Origin of the sequence: Ferrovibrio sp. (genome assembly GCF_046297595.1) — a bacterium.
Taxonomy (GTDB): Bacteria; Pseudomonadota; Alphaproteobacteria; order Ferrovibrionales; family Ferrovibrionaceae; genus Ferrovibrio.
The window spans coordinates 1,067,413-1,085,691 of the sequence record NZ_JBKBHT010000001.1 but is presented as its reverse complement, the minus strand read 5'-3'; the positions used below and the strand labels follow the sequence as shown (position 1 = coordinate 1,085,691).

22 protein-coding genes are annotated in these 18,279 nt (G+C 64.2%); 6 read left to right on the top strand and 16 right to left on the bottom strand.

The window, feature by feature from the left end; all coding sequences use genetic code 11:
- Nucleotides 1-26: 26 nt before the first annotated feature.
- Genes ACK4FJ_RS05490 through ACK4FJ_RS05480 form a run of 3 tightly spaced genes read right to left on the bottom strand, consistent with a single transcriptional unit; the run spans nucleotide 27 to nucleotide 1,638 of the window.
- The gene (locus tag ACK4FJ_RS05490) at nucleotides 27-563 is read right to left on the bottom strand and encodes a GNAT family N-acetyltransferase (RefSeq protein ID WP_409764820.1); all 537 of its coding nucleotides are present in this window, start codon (nucleotides 561-563) and stop codon (nucleotides 27-29) included.
- Entirely contained in the window at nucleotides 560-1,057 is a 498-nt protein-coding gene (locus ACK4FJ_RS05485) for an N-acetyltransferase family protein (RefSeq protein ID WP_409764819.1), read from the bottom strand. The genes ACK4FJ_RS05490 and ACK4FJ_RS05485 overlap by 4 nt, the downstream gene beginning before the upstream one ends.
- Entirely contained in the window at nucleotides 1,054-1,638 is a 585-nt protein-coding gene (locus ACK4FJ_RS05480) for a helix-turn-helix domain-containing protein (RefSeq protein WP_409764818.1), read from the bottom strand. Before ACK4FJ_RS05480 ends, ACK4FJ_RS05485 begins: the two co-directional genes overlap by 4 nt.
- Between ACK4FJ_RS05480 and ACK4FJ_RS05475 the strand changes: the two genes are divergently transcribed.
- Both ACK4FJ_RS05475 and ACK4FJ_RS05470 read left to right on the top strand, forming a co-directional pair.
- Nucleotides 1,637-2,017: a hypothetical protein gene (locus ACK4FJ_RS05475; RefSeq protein ID WP_409764817.1), complete on the top strand. Its 381-nt coding sequence runs from the start codon at nucleotides 1,637-1,639 to the stop codon at nucleotides 2,015-2,017. The two genes, ACK4FJ_RS05480 and ACK4FJ_RS05475, sit on opposite strands and share 2 nt — an antisense overlap.
- Before the next feature lie 316 nt (nucleotides 2,018-2,333).
- Complete coding sequence (locus ACK4FJ_RS05470; protein ID WP_409764816.1) at nucleotides 2,334-3,470, top strand: PQQ-dependent sugar dehydrogenase; 1,137 nt, start codon at nucleotides 2,334-2,336, stop codon at nucleotides 3,468-3,470.
- A gap of 7 nt (nucleotides 3,471-3,477) precedes the next feature.
- On the opposite strand, the gene ACK4FJ_RS05465 is transcribed toward ACK4FJ_RS05470, so the two are convergent.
- Both ACK4FJ_RS05465 and ACK4FJ_RS05460 read right to left on the bottom strand, forming a co-directional pair.
- Nucleotides 3,478-4,338, bottom strand: a complete 861-nt coding sequence (locus ACK4FJ_RS05465) for a helix-turn-helix domain-containing protein (RefSeq protein WP_409764815.1) — start codon at nucleotides 4,336-4,338, stop codon at nucleotides 3,478-3,480.
- Between the two features lie 115 nt (nucleotides 4,339-4,453).
- Nucleotides 4,454-5,857 carry an aspartate aminotransferase family protein gene (locus tag ACK4FJ_RS05460; protein ID WP_409764814.1) on the bottom strand — a complete coding sequence of 468 codons (1,404 nt, stop codon included), beginning with the start codon at nucleotides 5,855-5,857 and terminating at the stop codon, nucleotides 4,454-4,456.
- A 99-nt stretch (nucleotides 5,858-5,956) separates the two neighbouring features.
- On the opposite strand from ACK4FJ_RS05460, the gene ACK4FJ_RS05455 reads away from it, so the two are divergent.
- Nucleotides 5,957-6,904, top strand: coding sequence for an alpha/beta fold hydrolase (locus tag ACK4FJ_RS05455; RefSeq protein WP_409764813.1), 948 nt, complete (start codon nucleotides 5,957-5,959; stop codon nucleotides 6,902-6,904).
- A gap of 6 nt (nucleotides 6,905-6,910) precedes the next feature.
- On the opposite strand, the gene ACK4FJ_RS05450 is transcribed toward ACK4FJ_RS05455, so the two are convergent.
- The 11 genes from ACK4FJ_RS05450 to ACK4FJ_RS05400 form a co-directional block, all read right to left on the bottom strand.
- A complete protein-coding gene (locus ACK4FJ_RS05450) occupies nucleotides 6,911-7,441 on the bottom strand; it encodes a MarR family winged helix-turn-helix transcriptional regulator (protein ID WP_409764879.1) in 531 nt (176 codons plus the stop codon).
- A gap of 17 nt (nucleotides 7,442-7,458) precedes the next feature.
- Nucleotides 7,459-7,851, bottom strand: a complete 393-nt coding sequence (locus tag ACK4FJ_RS05445; RefSeq protein WP_300298595.1) for a response regulator — start codon at nucleotides 7,849-7,851, stop codon at nucleotides 7,459-7,461.
- 105 nt (nucleotides 7,852-7,956) lie between these two features.
- Nucleotides 7,957-9,009: a chemotaxis response regulator protein-glutamate methylesterase gene (locus tag ACK4FJ_RS05440; RefSeq protein WP_409764812.1), complete on the bottom strand. Its 1,053-nt coding sequence runs from the start codon at nucleotides 9,007-9,009 to the stop codon at nucleotides 7,957-7,959.
- A gap of 26 nt (nucleotides 9,010-9,035) precedes the next feature.
- Complete coding sequence (locus ACK4FJ_RS05435) at nucleotides 9,036-9,902, bottom strand: CheR family methyltransferase (RefSeq protein WP_409764811.1); 867 nt, start codon at nucleotides 9,900-9,902, stop codon at nucleotides 9,036-9,038.
- Nucleotides 9,903-9,917: 15 nt separating this feature from the next.
- Nucleotides 9,918-10,472, bottom strand: coding sequence for a chemotaxis protein CheW (locus ACK4FJ_RS05430; protein WP_409764810.1), 555 nt, complete (start codon nucleotides 10,470-10,472; stop codon nucleotides 9,918-9,920).
- A gap of 18 nt (nucleotides 10,473-10,490) precedes the next feature.
- On the bottom strand, nucleotides 10,491-12,740 hold the full coding sequence (locus ACK4FJ_RS05425; RefSeq protein ID WP_409764809.1) for a chemotaxis protein CheA: 2,250 nt from the start codon (nucleotides 12,738-12,740) through the stop codon (nucleotides 10,491-10,493).
- Between the two features lie 39 nt (nucleotides 12,741-12,779).
- The gene (locus tag ACK4FJ_RS05420; protein WP_409764808.1) at nucleotides 12,780-13,145 is read right to left on the bottom strand and encodes a response regulator; all 366 of its coding nucleotides are present in this window, start codon (nucleotides 13,143-13,145) and stop codon (nucleotides 12,780-12,782) included.
- On the bottom strand, nucleotides 13,142-13,456 hold the full coding sequence (locus ACK4FJ_RS05415) for an STAS domain-containing protein (protein ID WP_409764807.1): 315 nt from the start codon (nucleotides 13,454-13,456) through the stop codon (nucleotides 13,142-13,144). Before ACK4FJ_RS05415 ends, ACK4FJ_RS05420 begins: the two co-directional genes overlap by 4 nt.
- A 170-nt stretch (nucleotides 13,457-13,626) precedes the next feature.
- Nucleotides 13,627-14,079 carry a hypothetical protein gene (locus tag ACK4FJ_RS05410; RefSeq protein ID WP_409764806.1) on the bottom strand — a complete coding sequence of 151 codons (453 nt, stop codon included), beginning with the start codon at nucleotides 14,077-14,079 and terminating at the stop codon, nucleotides 13,627-13,629.
- A gap of 208 nt (nucleotides 14,080-14,287) precedes the next feature.
- Nucleotides 14,288-14,839, bottom strand: coding sequence for a hypothetical protein (locus tag ACK4FJ_RS05405; protein WP_409764805.1), 552 nt, complete (start codon nucleotides 14,837-14,839; stop codon nucleotides 14,288-14,290).
- A gap of 129 nt (nucleotides 14,840-14,968) precedes the next feature.
- A complete protein-coding gene (locus ACK4FJ_RS05400; RefSeq protein ID WP_409764804.1) occupies nucleotides 14,969-15,445 on the bottom strand; it encodes a hypothetical protein in 477 nt (158 codons plus the stop codon).
- Between the two features lie 274 nt (nucleotides 15,446-15,719).
- Between ACK4FJ_RS05400 and ACK4FJ_RS05395 the strand changes: the two genes are divergently transcribed.
- The 3 genes from ACK4FJ_RS05395 to ACK4FJ_RS05385 are packed head-to-tail and all read left to right on the top strand — an operon-like array spanning nucleotide 15,720 to nucleotide 18,168.
- The gene (locus tag ACK4FJ_RS05395) at nucleotides 15,720-16,910 is read left to right on the top strand and encodes a pentapeptide repeat-containing protein (RefSeq protein WP_409764803.1); all 1,191 of its coding nucleotides are present in this window, start codon (nucleotides 15,720-15,722) and stop codon (nucleotides 16,908-16,910) included.
- A gap of 27 nt (nucleotides 16,911-16,937) precedes the next feature.
- The gene (locus ACK4FJ_RS05390; RefSeq protein WP_409764802.1) at nucleotides 16,938-17,591 is read left to right on the top strand and encodes a chemoreceptor glutamine deamidase CheD; all 654 of its coding nucleotides are present in this window, start codon (nucleotides 16,938-16,940) and stop codon (nucleotides 17,589-17,591) included.
- Nucleotides 17,592-17,616: 25 nt separating this feature from the next.
- Entirely contained in the window at nucleotides 17,617-18,168 is a 552-nt protein-coding gene (locus ACK4FJ_RS05385) for a PleD family two-component system response regulator (protein WP_409764801.1), read from the top strand.
- Nucleotides 18,169-18,279: the final 111 nt, after the last annotated feature.

Here is an 18,279-nt window from a genome sequence, read left to right as displayed (position 1 = left end):
CCAGGCCGGCCTGGCCATGCGACGGATTAGTCCAACTGCTTGTAATAGAAGGCGGCGGCATCCAGCCCGCCGGTGCTGGCCAGCGAATAGCCCGGCACCACGCCCACCAGCACATAACCCATGCCCTGATACAGCGGCTCGGCATTGTCGCCATGGCGGGTATCCAGCGTCAGCAGGGTGCGGCCCAGGCCGCGCGCCTCGGCCTCGATGGCCTGCAGCAATGCACGGGCCAGGCCGCGCCGCCGCGCCCGGCGATGCACCAGCATCTTCTTCACGTCGGCGCGGTGCGGCTGGTTCGGCGGCGTGTCCAGGCCCAGCATCACCGTGCCCGCCAGACGGCCCTCGTGATCGGCCACCAGCAGCACGGCCTTGCCGGCCGCGATCTCGGCGATGGCGCGCTCCCAGAAGGCGCGTGCCTGCGCGTCCGAAAACGGCATCAGGAAATTCACCGCCGCGCCATCGTCGACGCAGTCCTTCAGTACCTCGGCCAGGGCGGCGATCTCGGCCTTTGCCCCGGCGGCATCGAGCCTGCGGATCACGGGTGTCGCGCCAGCCGCAATCATGCTTGCAGAATCCGCTGCAGGAACACCAGGTCGAGCCAGCGTTCGAATTTCCAGCCTGAATCGCGGATAAGGCCGGTGCGCTCAAAGCCCAGTTTCTCATGCAGGGCCAGGCTGGCGGTGTTCTCCGCCGTGATGCCCGCCACCATGCTGCGCCGGCCGCGTTCGCGCGCCACCGCGATCAGCTCGCCCAGCAGCAGCCGGCCGATGCCCCGGCCGCGCCGGTTGGGTGCGATGTAGATGGCGTTCTCCACGGTGAACTGGAAGGCGGGCCAGGGCCGGAACTGGCCATAGCTGGCATAACCCAGCACGGTGCCGTTTTCTTCCGCCACCAGCACCGGCAGGTTCTGTTCGGCTTTCATCTGCAGCCACGCCATCTGCGCCTCGGCGCTGCGCGGTTCGTAATCGAACACTGCGGTGGTGTTCACCACGGCATCGTTATAGATGGCGCGGATGGCTTCTGAATCGTCGGTTCTGGCATTACGGATGGCGATCATGATGGTCTGCGTCTGGCGATGATGACGAGATAGCGGCAGTCGGCTTGTGTTTCGTTGGCAAAGGCATGCGGCTGGCCCAGCGTGCAATGCAGGCAGTCGCCGGCATGGATGACGAAGCGTTCATCGCCGCTCTCAAAGGTCAGGGCGCCCTCCTGCCCCAGGATATGCTGGTCATAGGCATCGGCCGGCAGGGGATAGGCGATGCGCGCGCCGGGCGGCAGGCGGCCTTCCACGATCTCGACCATCGAGCCGGTGCCGGCCGGCGTCACGGCGCGGCGCTCGAAGCCGGTTTCCGGATCGCGCCATCGCGGCTGGGCGTCGCGCGCCAGCAGCACGAGGGTTTTCTCTTCTACGGCGGCCATCAGGCCCGACAGGGTGATATCCAGCCCGGCGCAGAGTCGCCCCAGCACGGCGGCGGTGGGGCTCGACTCCCGCCGCTCGATGCGCGAGATCATCGCCCGGCTCACCCCGGCCCGCTCGGCCAGCTGGTCCAGCGTCAGGTCCAGGGCCTCACGCCGCGCCTTCAGCCTCCCGGCGATGCGCGCCTCGATCTGGTCGGGGTCGGTTGATTTCTCGTTCATGAGAAAATTTCTACTTTCATGGAAATTCCGGGTCAAGCTGGCTGGGCGGAAGCCGACCCTTGATTTTCAGCCTATATGTACTTATTATGTTCTAATTCAATCATTGAATCCGGAGGCCGCCATGGCGAAGGGGCAGGACGGAGCCAGCCGCCGGCCCAGGCGGTATATCGACTGGAAACAGGCCGCGCGCCTGATGGCCGAGGGGCAGGCGCCGGCTGCCGCTGCCGCCGGGATCGGCGTTTCCGAACATCAATTGTGGCGCCATTTCGAAACCAGCCGCCATTTCCGCAGCCTGATCCTGCAGGCGGGCGAAAGCCGCCGCTGTCTGTCCCTCGTGCTGCAGGCGGCGGGGAAGGGGCCTGCCGATAGCGCGCGATAAGCGGCGATACACCGGGATAGGTGGCGATGGGCCGCCATGCAGCCCGATATGCCGCGATAAGCGCCGATAGACGCCGATAGACATGATGGACCTGAACGGACCGGAATGAACTCAAATGGACCAGAATGCACCCGAATGAACTCAAATGAGACTCTAACGAACCCGAATGAACTCAAATGGACCTGAATGGACTTGAAACGAAGCAGGACAAGCTTCAGGGGCGCATCATGGCCGCCAGTCAGTTCGGGGCCAGTCTGTTCAAACTCGCGCTGGTCCCTATGTTTTTAGAGACATCGGATATTGGGACGGAGCCCTCATGCGCAGCATCATTTTTGCCGGCATTGTCAGCCTCTCGCTCGGTACGGCCATGACGCTGCCGGCCACAGCCCAGCCTGCGCCGCCGGTCTTCCGCACCGAGGAAGCGACAGTGAAGGTCGTCACCGTCGCCCGCGGGCTGGAGCATCCCTGGGCCATGGCCTTCCTGCCCGATGGCCGCCTGCTGGTTACCGAACGCCCCGGCCGCATGCGCGTGGTGGGCAAGGATGGCCGCGTGTCGCCGCCGCTGGAGAATGTGCCGCCGGTTTTTGCCAGCGGCCAGGGCGGCCTGCTGGATGTGACGCTCGATCCCGATTTCGTTGCCAGCCGCATGATCTATTTCACCTATGCGGAGCCCGGAGACGGGGGCGCTGGCACGGCGCTTGCCAGTGCGCGTTTCGCCGGCACGCGGCTGGAGGATGTGAAGGTGCTGTTCCGCCAGCAGCCAAAACTCTCCGGCGGCCTGCATTTCGGCAGCCGCGTGGTGGTCGGGCCCGACGACAAATTGTGGCTCGGCCTGGGCGAACGCTATCGCCGCGACGAGGCGCAGAATCTCAATGTCCATCTGGGTAAGGTGATCCGCCTCAGCAGGGACGGCAGCGTGCCGGCAGACAATCCGTTTGTGGGCCGCAGCGACGCGCGGCCCGAGATCTGGTCCTACGGCCACCGCAATATCCAGGGCATGGTTCGCCACCCGCAGACGGGAATTGTCTGGTTGCACGAACATGGCGCGCGCGGCGGCGACGAGATCAACATCCCGCAGAAGGGCCGCAATTACGGCTGGCCGGTGATCACCCATGGCGTGGATTATTCCGGCGCGAAAATCGGCATCGGATCCGAAGCGCCGGGCATGGAACAGCCACTGCTGCACTGGACGCCGTCGATTGCGCCGTCGGGCATGGCCTTCTACGGCGGCAGCCGGATTCCGGCCTGGCGCGGCAACCTTTTCGTCGGATCGCTCAATTCGTTTTTCCTGGTGCGCGTGGTGCTGGACGGTACGCGCGTGGTGAAGCAGGAGCGTCTGCTGGCTGGGCTGGAAGAGCGCATCCGCGATGTGCGCGACGGGCCGGACGGCTATCTCTATATCGCCACCGACAATGCCGATGGCCGCATCCTGCGCATCGAACCGGCCAGTTAAGACAGGCTTAGCCCATCTCGCCGGTATGGGCGTTGTAGTTGTTGATCACCCGGTGCAGCACGTCCAGCATGTTGCGCTGGATCGGGTCCTGGCCGTTGAGGATCAGGGTCAGGGCCACGCGGGTGATGCCGAGCTTGCTTGCCACCTGGTCCATGGTGATGCCGCGGGCGCGGCAGGCCAGGGTCATCTGGTCGAACGAACCGCGGTCGAGGAACACCCGGCCCCATTCGTCGCGGCCGGTCAGCCGGATCGGCTTGATCTCGGCCTTGACCGGCTGGGCGGCGCCACGCCGGGGCGCGGGCGCGGCGCCGGCTGAGGGTTTGACCACCGGCGGCGGCGCGCTGCGCTGCGGCGGCCGCCAATCCGGGTCGCGCTCGAAGACTTCCAGCTGCGGCGCCTGGTCCATCAGGTGCTGCAGCATCTTGCGCATGTGGCCCAGCAGGGTGTCGGCGGTGCCGTCGGCTTCGGGGCCGTCGATCAGCAGGGTGCTGAGCTCCTCCAGCCGCTTCAGCCGCGAGGCGAAGAATTCCCGCGCGCCATAGGGCAGGGCGCTGCGGGCCTCGATCAGGTTCTCGAGATAGGTCTGCTTGACGTCGATCTCCATCTTCAGGATCTTCGCCCGCATCTGTGCCACATAGCGGCGCAGCTCGTCGCGCCGCCCGGTGCGCAGCACGGAAAGCCGGCCCTCGGCCACCTCGGCGGCCTGGTGGAACTCATCGACCAGCGTGGAGAATTTGCGGAAGCCCGAGACGGTGTTGCGCTTCTCGCCCGGATCCTCGGTGAACTTGAAGATCTGGATGGCGCGCTGCTCGATGCGTGAAACCAGTTCGTTGGCTTCCTGGTTATGCGCTTGGTTGTCGGCGATCATCGGCGGATACTGTCGGGTCCGGGTTACGGTAACTTTTATGTCTTAGCATAATCCGGCCGGGCGGCGAACCGAATGCTGCCCCTCCAAAAGGATAGTACAGATCCGCCCTGCAGGATTATGCCGCAGCGCGCAATCCCTGCTGCGCCACCCAGGCCTCGGTGCGCGCCAGCGCTGTCTCGAAGCGGTCGAACAGGGCATCGATCTCGCTTTCGTCGATGATCATCGGCGGGCAGAAGCCGATCACGTCGCCGGCCATGGCGCGGATGATCAGGCCTTCCTCCTGGGCGAAGTTCATGCAGGCCGCGCCCACGCCGGCGGTCGGCGCGAAGCTGCGTTTCGTCGCCTTGTCGGCCACCAGTTCGGCGGCGCCGATCAGGCCGGTGCCGCGCGCCTCGCCCACCAGCGGATGCTCGCCCAGCTTCTTCAGTCGCGCCAGGAAGCGCGGTGAGACGCGGGTGACATGGCCGTAGATGTCGCGTTCCTCGTAAAGCTGCAGCGCGCGCAGCGCCACCGCTGCCGCCACCGGATGGCCGCCATAGGTGAAACCATGGCCGAAGGTGCCGATCTTGCCGGAATTGTCGCGGATCGCGCTGTAGACATGCTCGGGCACCAGCACCGCCGAGATCGGCAGGTAGGCGCTCGACATCTGCTTGGCGCAGGTGACGAAGTCGGGCTTGTAGTTGAACCGCTCGGCGCCCCACAGCCTGCCCGTGCGGCCGAAGCCGCAGATCACTTCGTCGGCGGCGCTCAGGATGTCGTATTTTTTCAGCACGGCCTGGATGGCGGGGAAATAATCCTCCGGCGGCAGCACCACGCCGCCGGCGCCCATCACCGGCTCGGCGATGAAAGCCGCCACCGTGTCGGGGCCTTCGCTCTGGATGAAGGTTTCCAGATTGCGGGCCAGTCGGGCCACAAACTCGGCTTCGCTCTCGCCCGGTTCGGCGAAGCGGTAGTAATGCGGGCAATCAACATGTTTGATGCCGGCGATCGGCAGGTCGAAATCGCGGTGGTTGGCCGGCAGGCCGGTCAGGCTGGCGGTGGCGACCGTGACGCCGTGATAGCCCTTCACGCGCGAGAGGATGGTCTTCTTCTGCGGCCGGCCGAGCGCGTTGTTGTAATACCAGACCAGCTTGATGAAGGTGTCGTTGGCGCCCGAGCCGCCTTCGGCGAAAAACACCTTGCCCACCGGCACGGGGCTCAGGGACTTCAGCTTCTCGGCCAGTTCCACCACCGGTGCCGTCGTCTTGTGGCCGAAGCCGTGATAGTAGGGCAGCTTGCGCATCTGCTCGATGGCGGCGTCCACCAGGGCCGCCTCGCTGAAGCCCAGGCCGGCGCACCACAGGCCGGCCATGCCTTCGATATATTCCCGGCCCTGGTCGTCGTAGACATAGATGCTCTTGCCGCGCTCGATTACCAGCGGGCCGGCCGTCTCATGCTTCACCAGGTTGGTGTAGGGATGCATGACATGGGCGATGTCGCGGGCGGCCATCGAATTGGGCAGGGTCGGGTGGGCGGTCATGGGGGCTTCCTTCTTGGCAGATGCTCAGTAGACGGCGAAAATGGCCGGCTGTCAAAATGCAAGACTGGCAAAGCGGGCATCGGCCGTTAAAGTCGTCGCATGAGCACACCGAATCTGACGCTGACCTCCCCGGCCGATGGCCTCGTGCTGCAGGGCTACGAATGGCTGCCGCCCGATCCTGGCCAGTGCCGGGCCGTGGTGGTGATCGCCCATGGCATGGCCGAGCATGCCGCCCGGTATGCCCGCTTTGCCGCCGCGCTGAACGCCGCCGGCTTCGTAGTCTATGCCTTCGACCATCGCGGCCACGGCCATACGGCGCGCAGCGTCGCCGAACTGGGTCACATGGCCGACCGCGACGGCTGGAACCGCGCCGTGGCTGACCTGGCCGCCGCCTGCGCCCTGGCACAGCAGCGCCATCCCGGAAAGCCGCTGTTGCTGTTCGGGCATTCCATGGGGTCCTTCATGGCGCAGCAGATGCTGTACCGGCATGGCGGCCTGCTGGCGGGCTGTGTGCTCTGCGCCTCCAACGGCAAACCCCCGCCGATCGCGGCCCTGGGCCGTCTGGTGGCACGGATCGAGCGGCTGCGTCGTGGCGGGCGCGGCATCAGCCCGCTGATCCAGAGCCTGTCCTTCGATGCCTTCAACAAACGTTTCCAGCCGGCACGCACGGAGTTCGACTGGCTGTCGCGCGATGCGGCCGAGGTGGACAAATATGTAGGTGATCCATTCTGCGGCTTTCCCATCACGGTGCAGTCCTGGATCGATTTCCTGGATGGCTTGAGCGAGATGGCGCGGCCGGAGAACCAGAACCGCATCCCGAAGACTCTGCCGGTTTTTGTGATTGCCGGCCGGCACGATCCGGTCTCTGGCGGCGGCAAGGGCCTGCAGCAGTTGCTGGATGCCTATGCGGCGGCGGGCATGACGCGGGTGGAAAGCCGGTTCTATCCCGAGGCCCGGCATGAGCTGCTGAACGAGACCAACCGCGACGACGTGACCGCCGACATCATTGGCTTTTTCGACCGCTGCCTGGCCGGCCGCGCGGCATAGGCCGGTTCAGCGCCGCCGGCGGCCTTCGGCGGCGGAGCTGCCGCCATGCGCGGGCTCGTCTTCCGGCAGGGCGGCCAGATTGTCGTAGACCTTGTGCAGCAGTGCCTTGAGTTGCTCGGCCTCGGCCGGGCTCAGCCCCGCCAGCGCAGTGCGCTCCAGCGCTTCGGCGGCCGGGGTCAGGGCTTCGGTCAATGCCGCGCCAGTTGCCGACAGGCGAATGGCGATGGCGCGGGCATCCTCGGCATCACGCTCCCGCGAAACCAGTCCCTGCGCCTCCAGGCTGCCGACCAGACGCGACAGCGTGGAAACCTCGATGCTGGTATGGGCAGCCAGTTCGGTCAGGCGCTGACCATCGCGCTCGCGCAAAGCCGCCAGCACGCGCCAATCCTGCAGGCTGATGCCGGCACGGCGCAACACGCCGCCAAAATGCGTGGCCAGCGAAACGCCGGTACGGTTGATCAGATAGGGAAGATAGCGGTCGAGTTCGAGCGGCGCGGTATCTTGCGTCGGAGCAACTGGTTTCGCGGGCGCGGCCATCACCGGCGCGCGGCGCGTCAGCTGCCGAGCTTGCCCAGCACCGCCTCGATCTTCTGCTTCATCGTGGCGGCGTTGAACGGCTTCACCATGTAATTGTTGACGCCGGCCTGGATGGCGGTCTTGACTAATTCGGTGTCGCGCTGGCCGGTTGCCATGATGAAGGGCATGCGTTTGGTCAGAGGGTTGCTGCGGATGGTCTTGAGCAGGGTCAGACCGTCCATGCCATCCATGTTCCAGTCGGAAATGATCAGGTCGAACTTGTTGGAGTTCATCGCGACCAGAGCTTCGGTACCGCTCTTGGCTTCCACGACATTCTTGATGCCGATCTCCTGCAGGCAATAACGGGCAATGCCGCGCATGCTCATCTGATCGTCAACAATCAAAACCCGAAGACTGCTCGCCGAAGGCATTGGGTCCCTCGCTTTTTCCTCAACTCACAGGCCCGGGCCTTCCTGGCCCGGCTGCACCCGCACTGTGGATAACATCATGGTATCTAGCGCAAAAAACAAGGTTTCTCAACGCTGTTTGCACCGGTTTAGAATCTCCTGGGCAATGTGGCCGATCCCGGCCTCAACCTGCACCGCCCCCATCAGCTTTGCCGCCTTGGGCATGCCGTAGACCAGGCTGGTCGATTCGTCCTGGCCGATGGTCTGGGCGCCGGCTTCCAGCATCTTCTTGAGGCCCGTGGCGCCATCCTTGCCCATGCCGGTCAGGATCACGCCGATGGCGTTGTGGCCGGCATGCTCGGCCACCGAATTGAATAATACGTCGACCGACGGACGATGCCCGGAAACCGGCGGATCATGGTTAAGCTTGGTGTAGTAGTGACCGCCCGAGCGGTGCAACGTCAGGTGATAGTCGCCCGGGGCGATGTAAACATGGCCGGGGAAGACGCGGACGTTGTCCTTGGCCTCGGTGACCGTCACCGCCGACAGGGAGTCGAGGCGGGCGGCAAAGCTGCCGGTGAAACGCGGCGGCATATGCTGGGTGATCATGATCGGCGGGCTGTCGGGGGGCATCACGGTGATGACCTCCTTCAGGGCCTCGACGCCGCCGGTGGAAGACCCGATGGCGACGATGATGTCGGTCGAATTGAAGCCCGGGCCGGGCGTCAGGCGTTTGGGCGCGCCGCCCTCGACCGGCCGGTTGCGCGCCACCACCCGGGCGGTGGAGGCCATCTTCACCTTGGCGATCAGGTCGGTCTTGATCTCTTCCAAGGCGTGTTTGATGTCCAGCGTCGGCTTGGGCACGAAATCGACGGCACCCATTTCCAGCGCCTGCATGGTGATCGTGGCGCCCTTCTGGGTCAGGGTCGACACCATCACGACCGGCATCGGCCGCAGCCGCATGATCTTTTCCAGGAAGGAGATGCCGTCCATGTTGGGCATCTCGACATCCAGGGTCAGGACATCGGGGTTGAGTTCCTTGATCATCGTGCGGGCGATCAGCGGATCGGGCGCCGCGCCCACGACATCGATTTCCGGGTCGCTGGTGAGAGCGGCGGTCAGCAGCTGACGGATCAGCGCGCTGTCGTCGACAATAAGAACCTTGATCTTTTTACCCGCCACGATGTTGCTCCCCGGTCCTGCCGGCCTTAGGCGATCTTGCGATGGATGTTGCGGCCCAGCAGCTTGAACCGCTCGGTGATGCCGAACAGGTTCTCTGAATGGCCGATATACAGGAAGCCGCCGGGCGCCAGCAGATTGGCGTAGCGGTCGAACAGCACGCGCTGCGTGTCCTTGTCGAAATAGATCACGACATTGCGGCAGAAGATCACGTCGAACGGGCCCTTCATGGGCCAGTTGCCGATCAGGTTCAGGTGCTTGAAGCTGATCAGGTTGCGCGCTTCCGCCACCACGCGCACCTTGTCGTCGCCGTAGGATTCGAAATACTTGTTGGCGATGTCGGGCGCCATGCCCTCCAGCGATGAGGCCGGGTAGATGCCCTCGGAACCGCGGCGCACCATCTCGGTATCGATGTCGGTGGCCAGGATCTTGGCGTCCCACTGCTTGATGTCGGGCATCGCGCGCAGCAGCGTGATCGCCGCCGAATAGGGTTCCTCGCCCGAGGAGCAGCCCGCCGACCAGATGCGCAGGCGGCGGCCCTGGCTGACGGCGCGGGCACGGATTTCCTGCAGCGCGGTGGTGGCCAGATGCTCGAAGTGATGGTTCTCGCGGAAGAACTTGGTGAGGTTCGTGGTCAGCGCGTTCAGCGTGGTGCCGAGTTCGGCGGTGCCCTCGGCCGAACCAATGAATTCGATATACTGGCGGAAAGTCTTCATGCCCAGCTTGCGCAGGCGCTTGGCCAGGCGGGCATAGACCATGTTGTGCTTGGTGGGGCCGAGCTCGATGCCGGTCTTTTCCTTCAGCATCGAGCGCAGGAAATCATAATCGCCGGTCGAGAAGCTGAATTCCCGATCCTCGACGCTTGGGGTGTCGGCTGTCTTGGTATCAACCGCCATAGGCTTTCCGTCGGCTCAGGCCGCGGCTCCCGTTGATTCGGATGGGCCGGGCAGCATCTTGCCGCCGGCGCTGTCGGCCGCTTCCAGCATGCGGCCGGAGAACATGCGCTCCAGGCCGATCAGGCCGACCATGCGTTCGCCAACCGTGATCAGGCCTTCCATGAAACCCAGGCCGCTGACCTGCTCCATGTTCGGCATCGGCCGGATTTCGTCTTCGTTGATGGTGATGATGTCGGATACCGCGTCGACCAGGATGCCGACGATGCGGGAAGCGACGGAAACGATGATCACTACGTTGTATTTGGTCGGTTCGGTGCGCGGCATGCCGAAACGGGCGCGCAGATCGAAGATCGGAACGATGGCGCCGCGCATGTTGATCACGCCGCGCACCACTTCCGGGGTATTGGGCAGTGGCGTGGTCTCCGACCAGGCGCGGATTTCGCGCACGGCCATGATGTCCACGCCGTATTCCTCGTTGCCCACGGTGAAGGAGACGAGCTGAACCGTGCGCAGGGAACGGCCGGCATGGTCGGTGGCGGTTGCGCCGTCGGAACGTTCTGCCGATGCCATCTGCGTGCCTCCTGGTGTTTACGCGCTGGCCTGCAAGGCCGGCGCCGCGAGGCGGGCCTGCGGGGAGGGGCGCTGCTGGGTTTCGTTCTCGGCGATATGCTTGATGCCGGCGACGTCGAGAATGAGCGAGACGCGGCCATTGCCCAGGATCGTGGCGGCGCCGACGCCGCGGATCGGATCGAAATTCTCTTCCAGGCTTTTGATAACCACCTGCTGCTGGCCGATGATCTCGTCCACCACCAGGCCCATCTTCGAGCTGTCTTCCAACTCGACGATAATGACCAGTGCCTTGGTCGGATCGTCGATACCGCCCGGCACCTTGAAGATGCGATGCAGATAGACCAGCGGCACGTATTCGCCGCGGATGCGCAGCAATTCGCTCTGGTTGGCCACCACGTTGATCTGGTCGGGTTCCGGCCGCAGGCTTTCCACGATGTTGGCCAGCGGCAGGATGTAGGACTGGATGCCGACCTTGAGCACCATGCCATCCAGCACGGCGAGCGTGAGCGGCAGGGTGAGAATGAAGCTCGAGCCCTGGCCCGGACGCGACTGGATATGCACGCGGCCGCCAAGCGACTGGATGTTCTGCCGCACCACATCCATGCCGACGCCGCGGCCGGAAATGTTCGACACGGTATCCGCCGTCGAGAAGCCGGGCAGGAAGATCAGGTTGTCGATTTCCTCGTTGCTCAGCACGGCATCGGGGGCGATCAGCTTCTTCTCGATCGCCTTCTTCATCACCTTGTCGCGGTTGATGCCGCGGCCGTCGTCGGTGATCTCGATGACGATGCGGCCGCCGCGCTGGTCGGCCGAAACATGGATCACGCCTTCCGGCGACTTGCCGACGGCGACGCGGTCGTCCGGGCTTTCGATGCCGTGGTCGCAGGAGTTGCGGATCATGTGGGTGAGCGGATCGCCCAGCTGCTCGATCACCGTCTTGTCGATTTCGGTGTTCTCGCCGCTCATGTCGAGGCGGATCTTCTTGTTGGTCATCATCGCCAGTTCGCGCACCAGGCGCGGCAGGCGGGCAAACACGCTCTTCACCGGCTGGGCGCGCATCGCCATCACGCTTTCCTGCAGGTCGCGGATGTGATGCGAGAGTTCGGCCAGGCCGTTGGCGAGTTCAGGATGTTGGTCGGCATGCAGATGCTCGGTCTGCTGCGCGATCATGGCATGGGTGATGACGAGCTCGCCAACCATGTTGACCAGCTTGTCGACGCGGTCGAGGTCGACGCGGATCGAGCGCACCGCCTTGGTCTCGCCGCCGCCCGCGGCACCTTCGGGTTTCGCGGCGGCTGCGGCCGGCTTCGCGGCTGCGGCGCCATCGCCGGCGGGCTTGGCTTCAGGTTTCGGAGCAGCCGGCGCGGCCGGCTTCGGTGCAGCGGCTACCGCTTCGGGTTTCGGCGCGGCGGGCGCGGCCTCGGCCGGCTTTTCCGCGGCCGCGGCCGGCGGATTCAGGCAGGTGACCTCAAGCTGGCAGTCGTCGATCACGAATTCGAAGACGTCGCGGATCGCCTGTTCGCCCTTGTCGGTCTCGATCTCGAATTCCCACTTGATGTAGGCGCCTTCCGGCTGGATCTGGTCCAGCGCCGGCACGGCTTCGGCATCGGCCTTGGCGAGGAAGCCGCCAAGTTCTTTCAGTTCGCGGATAAGGATCAGGGGCTCGTTGGCGCGCTGGTACAGCGCGTCGCGCGGCGTGAATTTCACCAGATATTTCAGCAGCGGCGCCTTGGCCGGCTCGGCCGCCGCCGCGGGGGCCTGCTCGGCCGGTGCCTCCGCCGGCGCAGCGGCCTCGGCGATGGCGTCGGGCCCGCCGGCCGCCAGCTGGGCATCCAGGGCGGCCAGTTCGTCGTCGGCGGCATGCGGATCGGCATTCACGCCCACGGTGGCGGCCAGGTCGATCAGCGACTTGCGGCCCTCGTTTTCGTGTTCGGCCGGCAGTTCGGTGCCGTTCTGCGCGGCCTTGACCAGGTCGGACAGGATGTCGGCGCAATGCAGCACCAGCAGCACGGAATCCGGCGTCGGTTCCAGCCGGCCATCGCGCATCAGGTCCAGCACGGTCTCGAAGATGTGGGCGAAGTTCACCAGGCGGTCGAAACCGAAGGCACCGGCGCCGCCCTTGATCGAATGGATGGCCCGGAACACGGCGTTCAGCGTATTGACATCGCCTTCGCCGGCCTGCAGGGCCATCAGATGGCCTTCCAGGTCGCCAAGCAGTTCCTCGCACTCGGCGAAGAATGTCTGTTTGAATTGGGCTAGATCATCCATGGCGCGTCCCGCTTCTGCTCCGCGTCGCCGCAGGTGCCCTTACGGGCTGACCTTGCGGATCACTTCCAGCAGCTTGCCGGGATCGAAGGGCTTCACGATCCAGCCGGTGGCACCGGCGCTGCGGCCTTCTTCCTTTTTGGACTGGCTGCTTTCGGTGGTGAGAATGAGAACCGGGGTAGCCTTGTTCTTGGGCTTCTTGCGCAGTTCTTTGATGAAGGTGATGCCGTCCATCACCGGCATGTTGATGTCGGTGATGATGACGTCGATGTCGTTGGCTTCCAGCAGGTCCAGGCCTTCCTGGCCGTTCTCGCCCTGTATGACTTCGAAGCCGCCCTGTTTGAGGGCGAACTGCAGCATCTGCAGCATGGTCTTCGAATCGTCGACGGTGAGGACTCTCTTGGTCATGTCTGTACCGGCCATTTCATGAGAAACGAGAACAGGCCCAAATCGTCGAAGGCGGACACGAAGGCGTCGCTCGGAGCTTTCACGACGAAGGGGATGCCGTGCTGCTCCATATGCTGGGCGGCAGACAGCAGGATCTGGACGCAGGGGGTGGACAGGCGCTCGACGGGTGAGGCGTCGATTACAACCTTCCCGCCGGTCGCCATAATCTCGTGGAAACTGTGCAGCAGAGGCTCGGCCGTGCGCAAATCCATGCTGGCCACCAGGCCAAGCTGGGTTGCATCATCCGACTTCGTGATCGCGAACGGTTCCATCCACCATCCCCCTGGTTCCCGCGACGCGGGAGCCTTCCGCTGCATACCAAACGGCAGCGGGCCTTGATGAAGGCAAGCCTAGCCGAGGGTTAGCTGTGACGGAAGGGGGATTGCCGGATAGGTTACCAAAAAACCACAATTTCGTCCGAGGGTTCGGACGCGACAGGATTTTATTGGGCGCGGCCCATATCGATGGTCATGTGCTGGCGCGAACGCATCGCCAGGACGATCTCGTGATAACGCTGGCGCAGTTCCTGGCGCGTGCCGCCGGCCAGCTGGAACATCAGCATGATCGCGCTTTCCAGGTCATCGGCGCAGCGGCCGACGCTGTCGAGATCGCCATCGGCCATCTCGGTTTCGCCAAGTTGGCGTAAATAATCGACGATCCAGAGCGAATGAACCGCAAGTTGTGCCAGCGACAGGCCGTGGAAACGGGTTTCGGTGTTGAACCGGTCGGCCATGCGGGGCAGGCGCCCGCCCGGCCCGACATCCTCGGCATCCGAGTCGTCGATATCCTCGACATCGACGTCGATGATCGGGTCATCCTGAATCGAGGCATGGCTGTAGCCAGCATCCTCGACGCCGGAATCCGGTTCATTGAACAACCCTTGATCGAGGTCCACGGGTGTTCCCGTCCAATTGGTTGCGTCGAAAGGCAGCGAATCGGCCTTGGCCGATTCGGTTAAAATCTACCTGTGCCGATTCGGGGGGTCAAGAAAGAACCGCTAAATCGCGGGGTTATCTTGAAAATGGCCACAATCTGTAGCGTAGGATCGCGGTTTTCCGCGCCTGCCGGATTCCCAATCGCGCCATGGGGCGCGGCCGGTAAGGTCAGGTGCCGATGCGGGCGCCGGTCTTCAGCACGACCTTTTCCAGGCCGGCCACCAATTCGCGGCCGATGGCGCCGCCATCGCCGCTGATCTTCTGGCTCAGCACGACATAGAGCGCATCGATATGGGGCGAGACCACCGCGCTGCTGACGCGCGCCTGGCTGTCGCTCAGGCAATGTTCGAGGTAGTTGCTAAGGAAATGGGTGATGGTGGTGACCAGCGGATAACCGAAGGTGCCGCCCAGCCCCTTCATGTCCCAGCAGATGCGCAGCATGCGCTTCACACCCTCGGGGTCGTCGAGGCTGGTCTGCTTCATCTCGTCGAAGGCGGCGCGCATGCGGCCGAGATCGTCGTCGGCCCATTTCGCATACATCTTGTGGCCGAGCACCTGGATGGCGATCTCGGCTTCCTTCAGCGCTTCCTTGTCGATACCGCCGCTGCCGACCTTCATCTTCAGGTAATTCGGCGGGGTGACGAACTGCGCTTCGCCCGCCGGTTTGTCCTCGCCTGCCGGTTTGTCCGGGGGCGGATTTGCGCTGTCCTGGTCAGCCATGTTTGCTATCGGCCATGCTTGCTATCGGCGCTCCTGGTGCGGCGGCACGACAGCCGCCACGGGTAACAGCCGCAGGGTAATCATCCTGCTGCATGGCTGCAACCGAATCGTTTGTAATCCACAGGAACACTAGAACAGCTCTACTTCGCTTTTCTTCTGTGCCGCCGTGTTGCGCTGTGCGGCGTCGCCATTGCCCAGCAGATAATGCTGAAAATGTGCGCGCACCTGCTCAAGGGTCTGACTCGCGATCAGGCCCTCGCCCCAGCCGGCTGCGCGGTTGGTGAGCTGCGGCGCCCAGTTGCGGCCGGCCTGATCGCGGATGATGTCCTCGACATAGCGTATGGCGTTTATCACATGCTGTTGGCGCTGGCTGCGCAGGTCGTCGCTCTGCATCAGGCTCACGACCTCGCCCATCACCGGCGAGCCGGGCAACTGACGGCCGAGTTCCACCAGCTTGTCGGCAAAGGCCTGGGCGTTGGCGCTCTGGACCTTCTGCAGGTCCTCGACCTCTTCCTTGAGGGCCAGAAGGACCAGCGCGATGAAGTCGAGCAGTTCGCGCGACGATGCCGGCGGCACGGCCGCGGACGCGGCGCTGCCGGCCTGCATACCCTGTTTATCTTGCGGCGATACCGGAGCCTTCCCCATCAAAGAATTCTTTCACAAGCGCCAATATTTTGCATTAGTCAGACTGCTTTCCGTTAACAGATCGCTTTGCCTGCCCTCATCCGTACGACTTCCAGTTGCCCGGCGGGCATTTTTTTTCGATAACCACCCAAAATTCTAGGGAGATTTGGTCGGCCCCCTAGCGTATGAGGGGTATGGCAATATGCTTCTGGCATGGTAACAACCCGTCAGGGCAGGGCGGCGGGACGGCTGGTTAATGGACCCCATCGATATCAAAGAGATATTGCATCACCATCACCTCTGGCTGAAGGGGATGCCCTCCGGCAAGCCGGCCGACTTCGCAGGCCGCGACCTCGCGGGCGCGGACCTGGCCGGTGCCGATCTGCGCCGTGCCAGCTTCCGCAATGCCAACCTGCGCGGCACCAGCCTGTCGAAAGCGATCCTGACGCAGGCCGATCTGTTCAAAGCCGATTTGAGCGGTGCCAATCTGCAGGATGCCGACCTGACCCGCGCCGACCTGCGCGGCGCGGTGCTGGAAAACGTCAATATGGCCGGTGCCAATCTGACCGGCGCGAATTTCCGCCGCGGCCTGGAAATCGGCCAGAATCCGGCCGAAGCCGTCGGCCTGCTGCGCCAGAACGTCACCGGCAGCAATTTCTCCGGCGCCACCATGATCGGCGTCGATGCCCTGGGCGCGGATTTCAGCGGCAGCAACCTGACGGGCGCCAACCTGCAGGATGCCGCGCTCACCGACTGCCAGTTAGTCAGCGTCGACCTTTCCGGCGCCGATCTGGGCGGAGCCACCCTGGCCGGCGCCAACCTGGTGGGGGCCGAGATGAGCGGCGCCAATCTGGCTGGCGCCACGCTGCAGGGCGCCAACCTGACCGATGCGCATCTGCATAACGTGGATTTGAGCGACGTGGAAACCTTCGGCGCCAATGTGGTGATGGCCAATATGGCGGCCGAACCGGCCGCGGCAGCGCCAAAGCCGCTGACCGAGGCGGAAATCCAGGCCGCCCTGGCCGAGCACAAGCGCTGGGTGGAAGGCGGTGATGGCCGCCCGGCCAATCTGCGCGGCCAGGACCTGAGCGGTTTCGACCTGCGCGGTCTCGACCTGTCTGGTATCAAGCTGCGCGGGGCGGCCCTGCGCGATGCCCGTCTGGACCAGGCGGTGTTCAAATTCGCCGATTTGTCGGGCTGCGACCTGCGGGGCGCCGGTGCGCTGGGCACCACCTTCGCCGGCTGCAACCTGACCGGCGCCGACCTGCGCAACAGCCGCCTGTCAGGCAGCCGGTTCGGCAGCGCCGAAATCCTCAGCGCCAAGGGCGAGAAGACCGGCCGGCGGATCTATACCGACCTGTCGAATGCCAGGCTGACCGGGGCGGTTTACGACGGGGTGGATTGGGGCGACGCCATCCTGCACGACGCCAGCGGCCTTGAACCCTGATCGGCCCCCCGCCATGATGATCCGACAATGAACACCACCTCTGGCATCCTGCGACGGCCGCCCAACGCTGATTCCGGCGCCGCCGGTTCTGCGGGCGAGCGCCGCCGGTATTACGATCCGGTGCTGAAGGTGAATGTCGTTCAGGTGTTCCAGGGCGATTTCTTCGTGTCGACCCGGGAAGGCGAAATGCTGGCGACCGTGCTGGGCTCCTGCGTCGCTGCCTGCATCCGCGACCCGGTCGCTGCCGTGGGCGGCATGAACCACTTCCTGCTGCCCGACAAAGGCGGCGACACCAATCCCGATTTGCCGTTTTCCGCATCCCTGCGCTACGGTAGCTATTCCATGGAGCAGTTGATCAACGGAATCCTGGCGGCCGGCGGCCGCCGCGAACGGCTGGAAGTGAAGATATTCGGCGGCGCCAACGTGCTGGCCGGCCTGCGCGGCATCGGCCACCAGAATGCCGACTTCATCGAACGTTATCTCAAGGCGGAAGGTTTTAAGGTCACCGCCGCCGACCTGCGCGGTAACTTGCCGCGCAAGGTGCAGTATTTCCCGTCCAGCGGCGTGGCCCGTGTGAAGCAGATCGAGGACGCCAGCGCCAAGACCGTGTTCCAGCGCGAAACAGCCAAGAAGATCACTGCCGTGCAGACGCAGTCCGGCAGTATCGAGCTGTTCGACTGAGGTCGGCTGAAAGGCTTCGCGCGCAATGGCATACAAACTCAATAACGTCGCGGTGCTGGTGGTCGACAGCAACCACAACCACATGCAGCTTATTAAGGAAGTTTTGCGACCGCTCGGTGTCAACCGCATCGCTGAATGCATGAATGCCAAGGATGCGATCACGTATCTCGAAACCAACGTGGTCGACATCATCTTCACCGAGTGGCACATGGACGGCGAGATGGATGGTCTCGGCTTCGTCGAATGGGTGCGCAAGAATCCCGCCTCGAAGAATGTCTTCGTTCCCATCGTCATGGTCACGGCGCAGTCGGAAGAGTGGAAGGTGATGAAGGCGCGCGATGTCGGTGTCACCGAATTCCTGGTCAAGCCGTTCTCGGCCAAGACCATGGCGCGGCGCATCACCGTGGTGATCGAATATCCGCGCCAGTTCGTGCGCACCGACGAGTTCTTCGGTCCCGACCGCCGCCGGCACAAGATTTCCAACTACACCGGCGAAGAGCGCCGCAAGGACATGCTGGAGAAAGGCGACCAGCAGATGGACGAAGACGCGGTGCAGAGCCTGCTCAACGAGCTGTAAACGCCGCGCTTTTCGGCGGTTCGCATGCCAGACCCGCAATCACGGCTTGACGGCCCGGCTGGGCGGGCCCAAGATTCAACACAGAGATTGACGATCTGGGAGGTGGCCGTT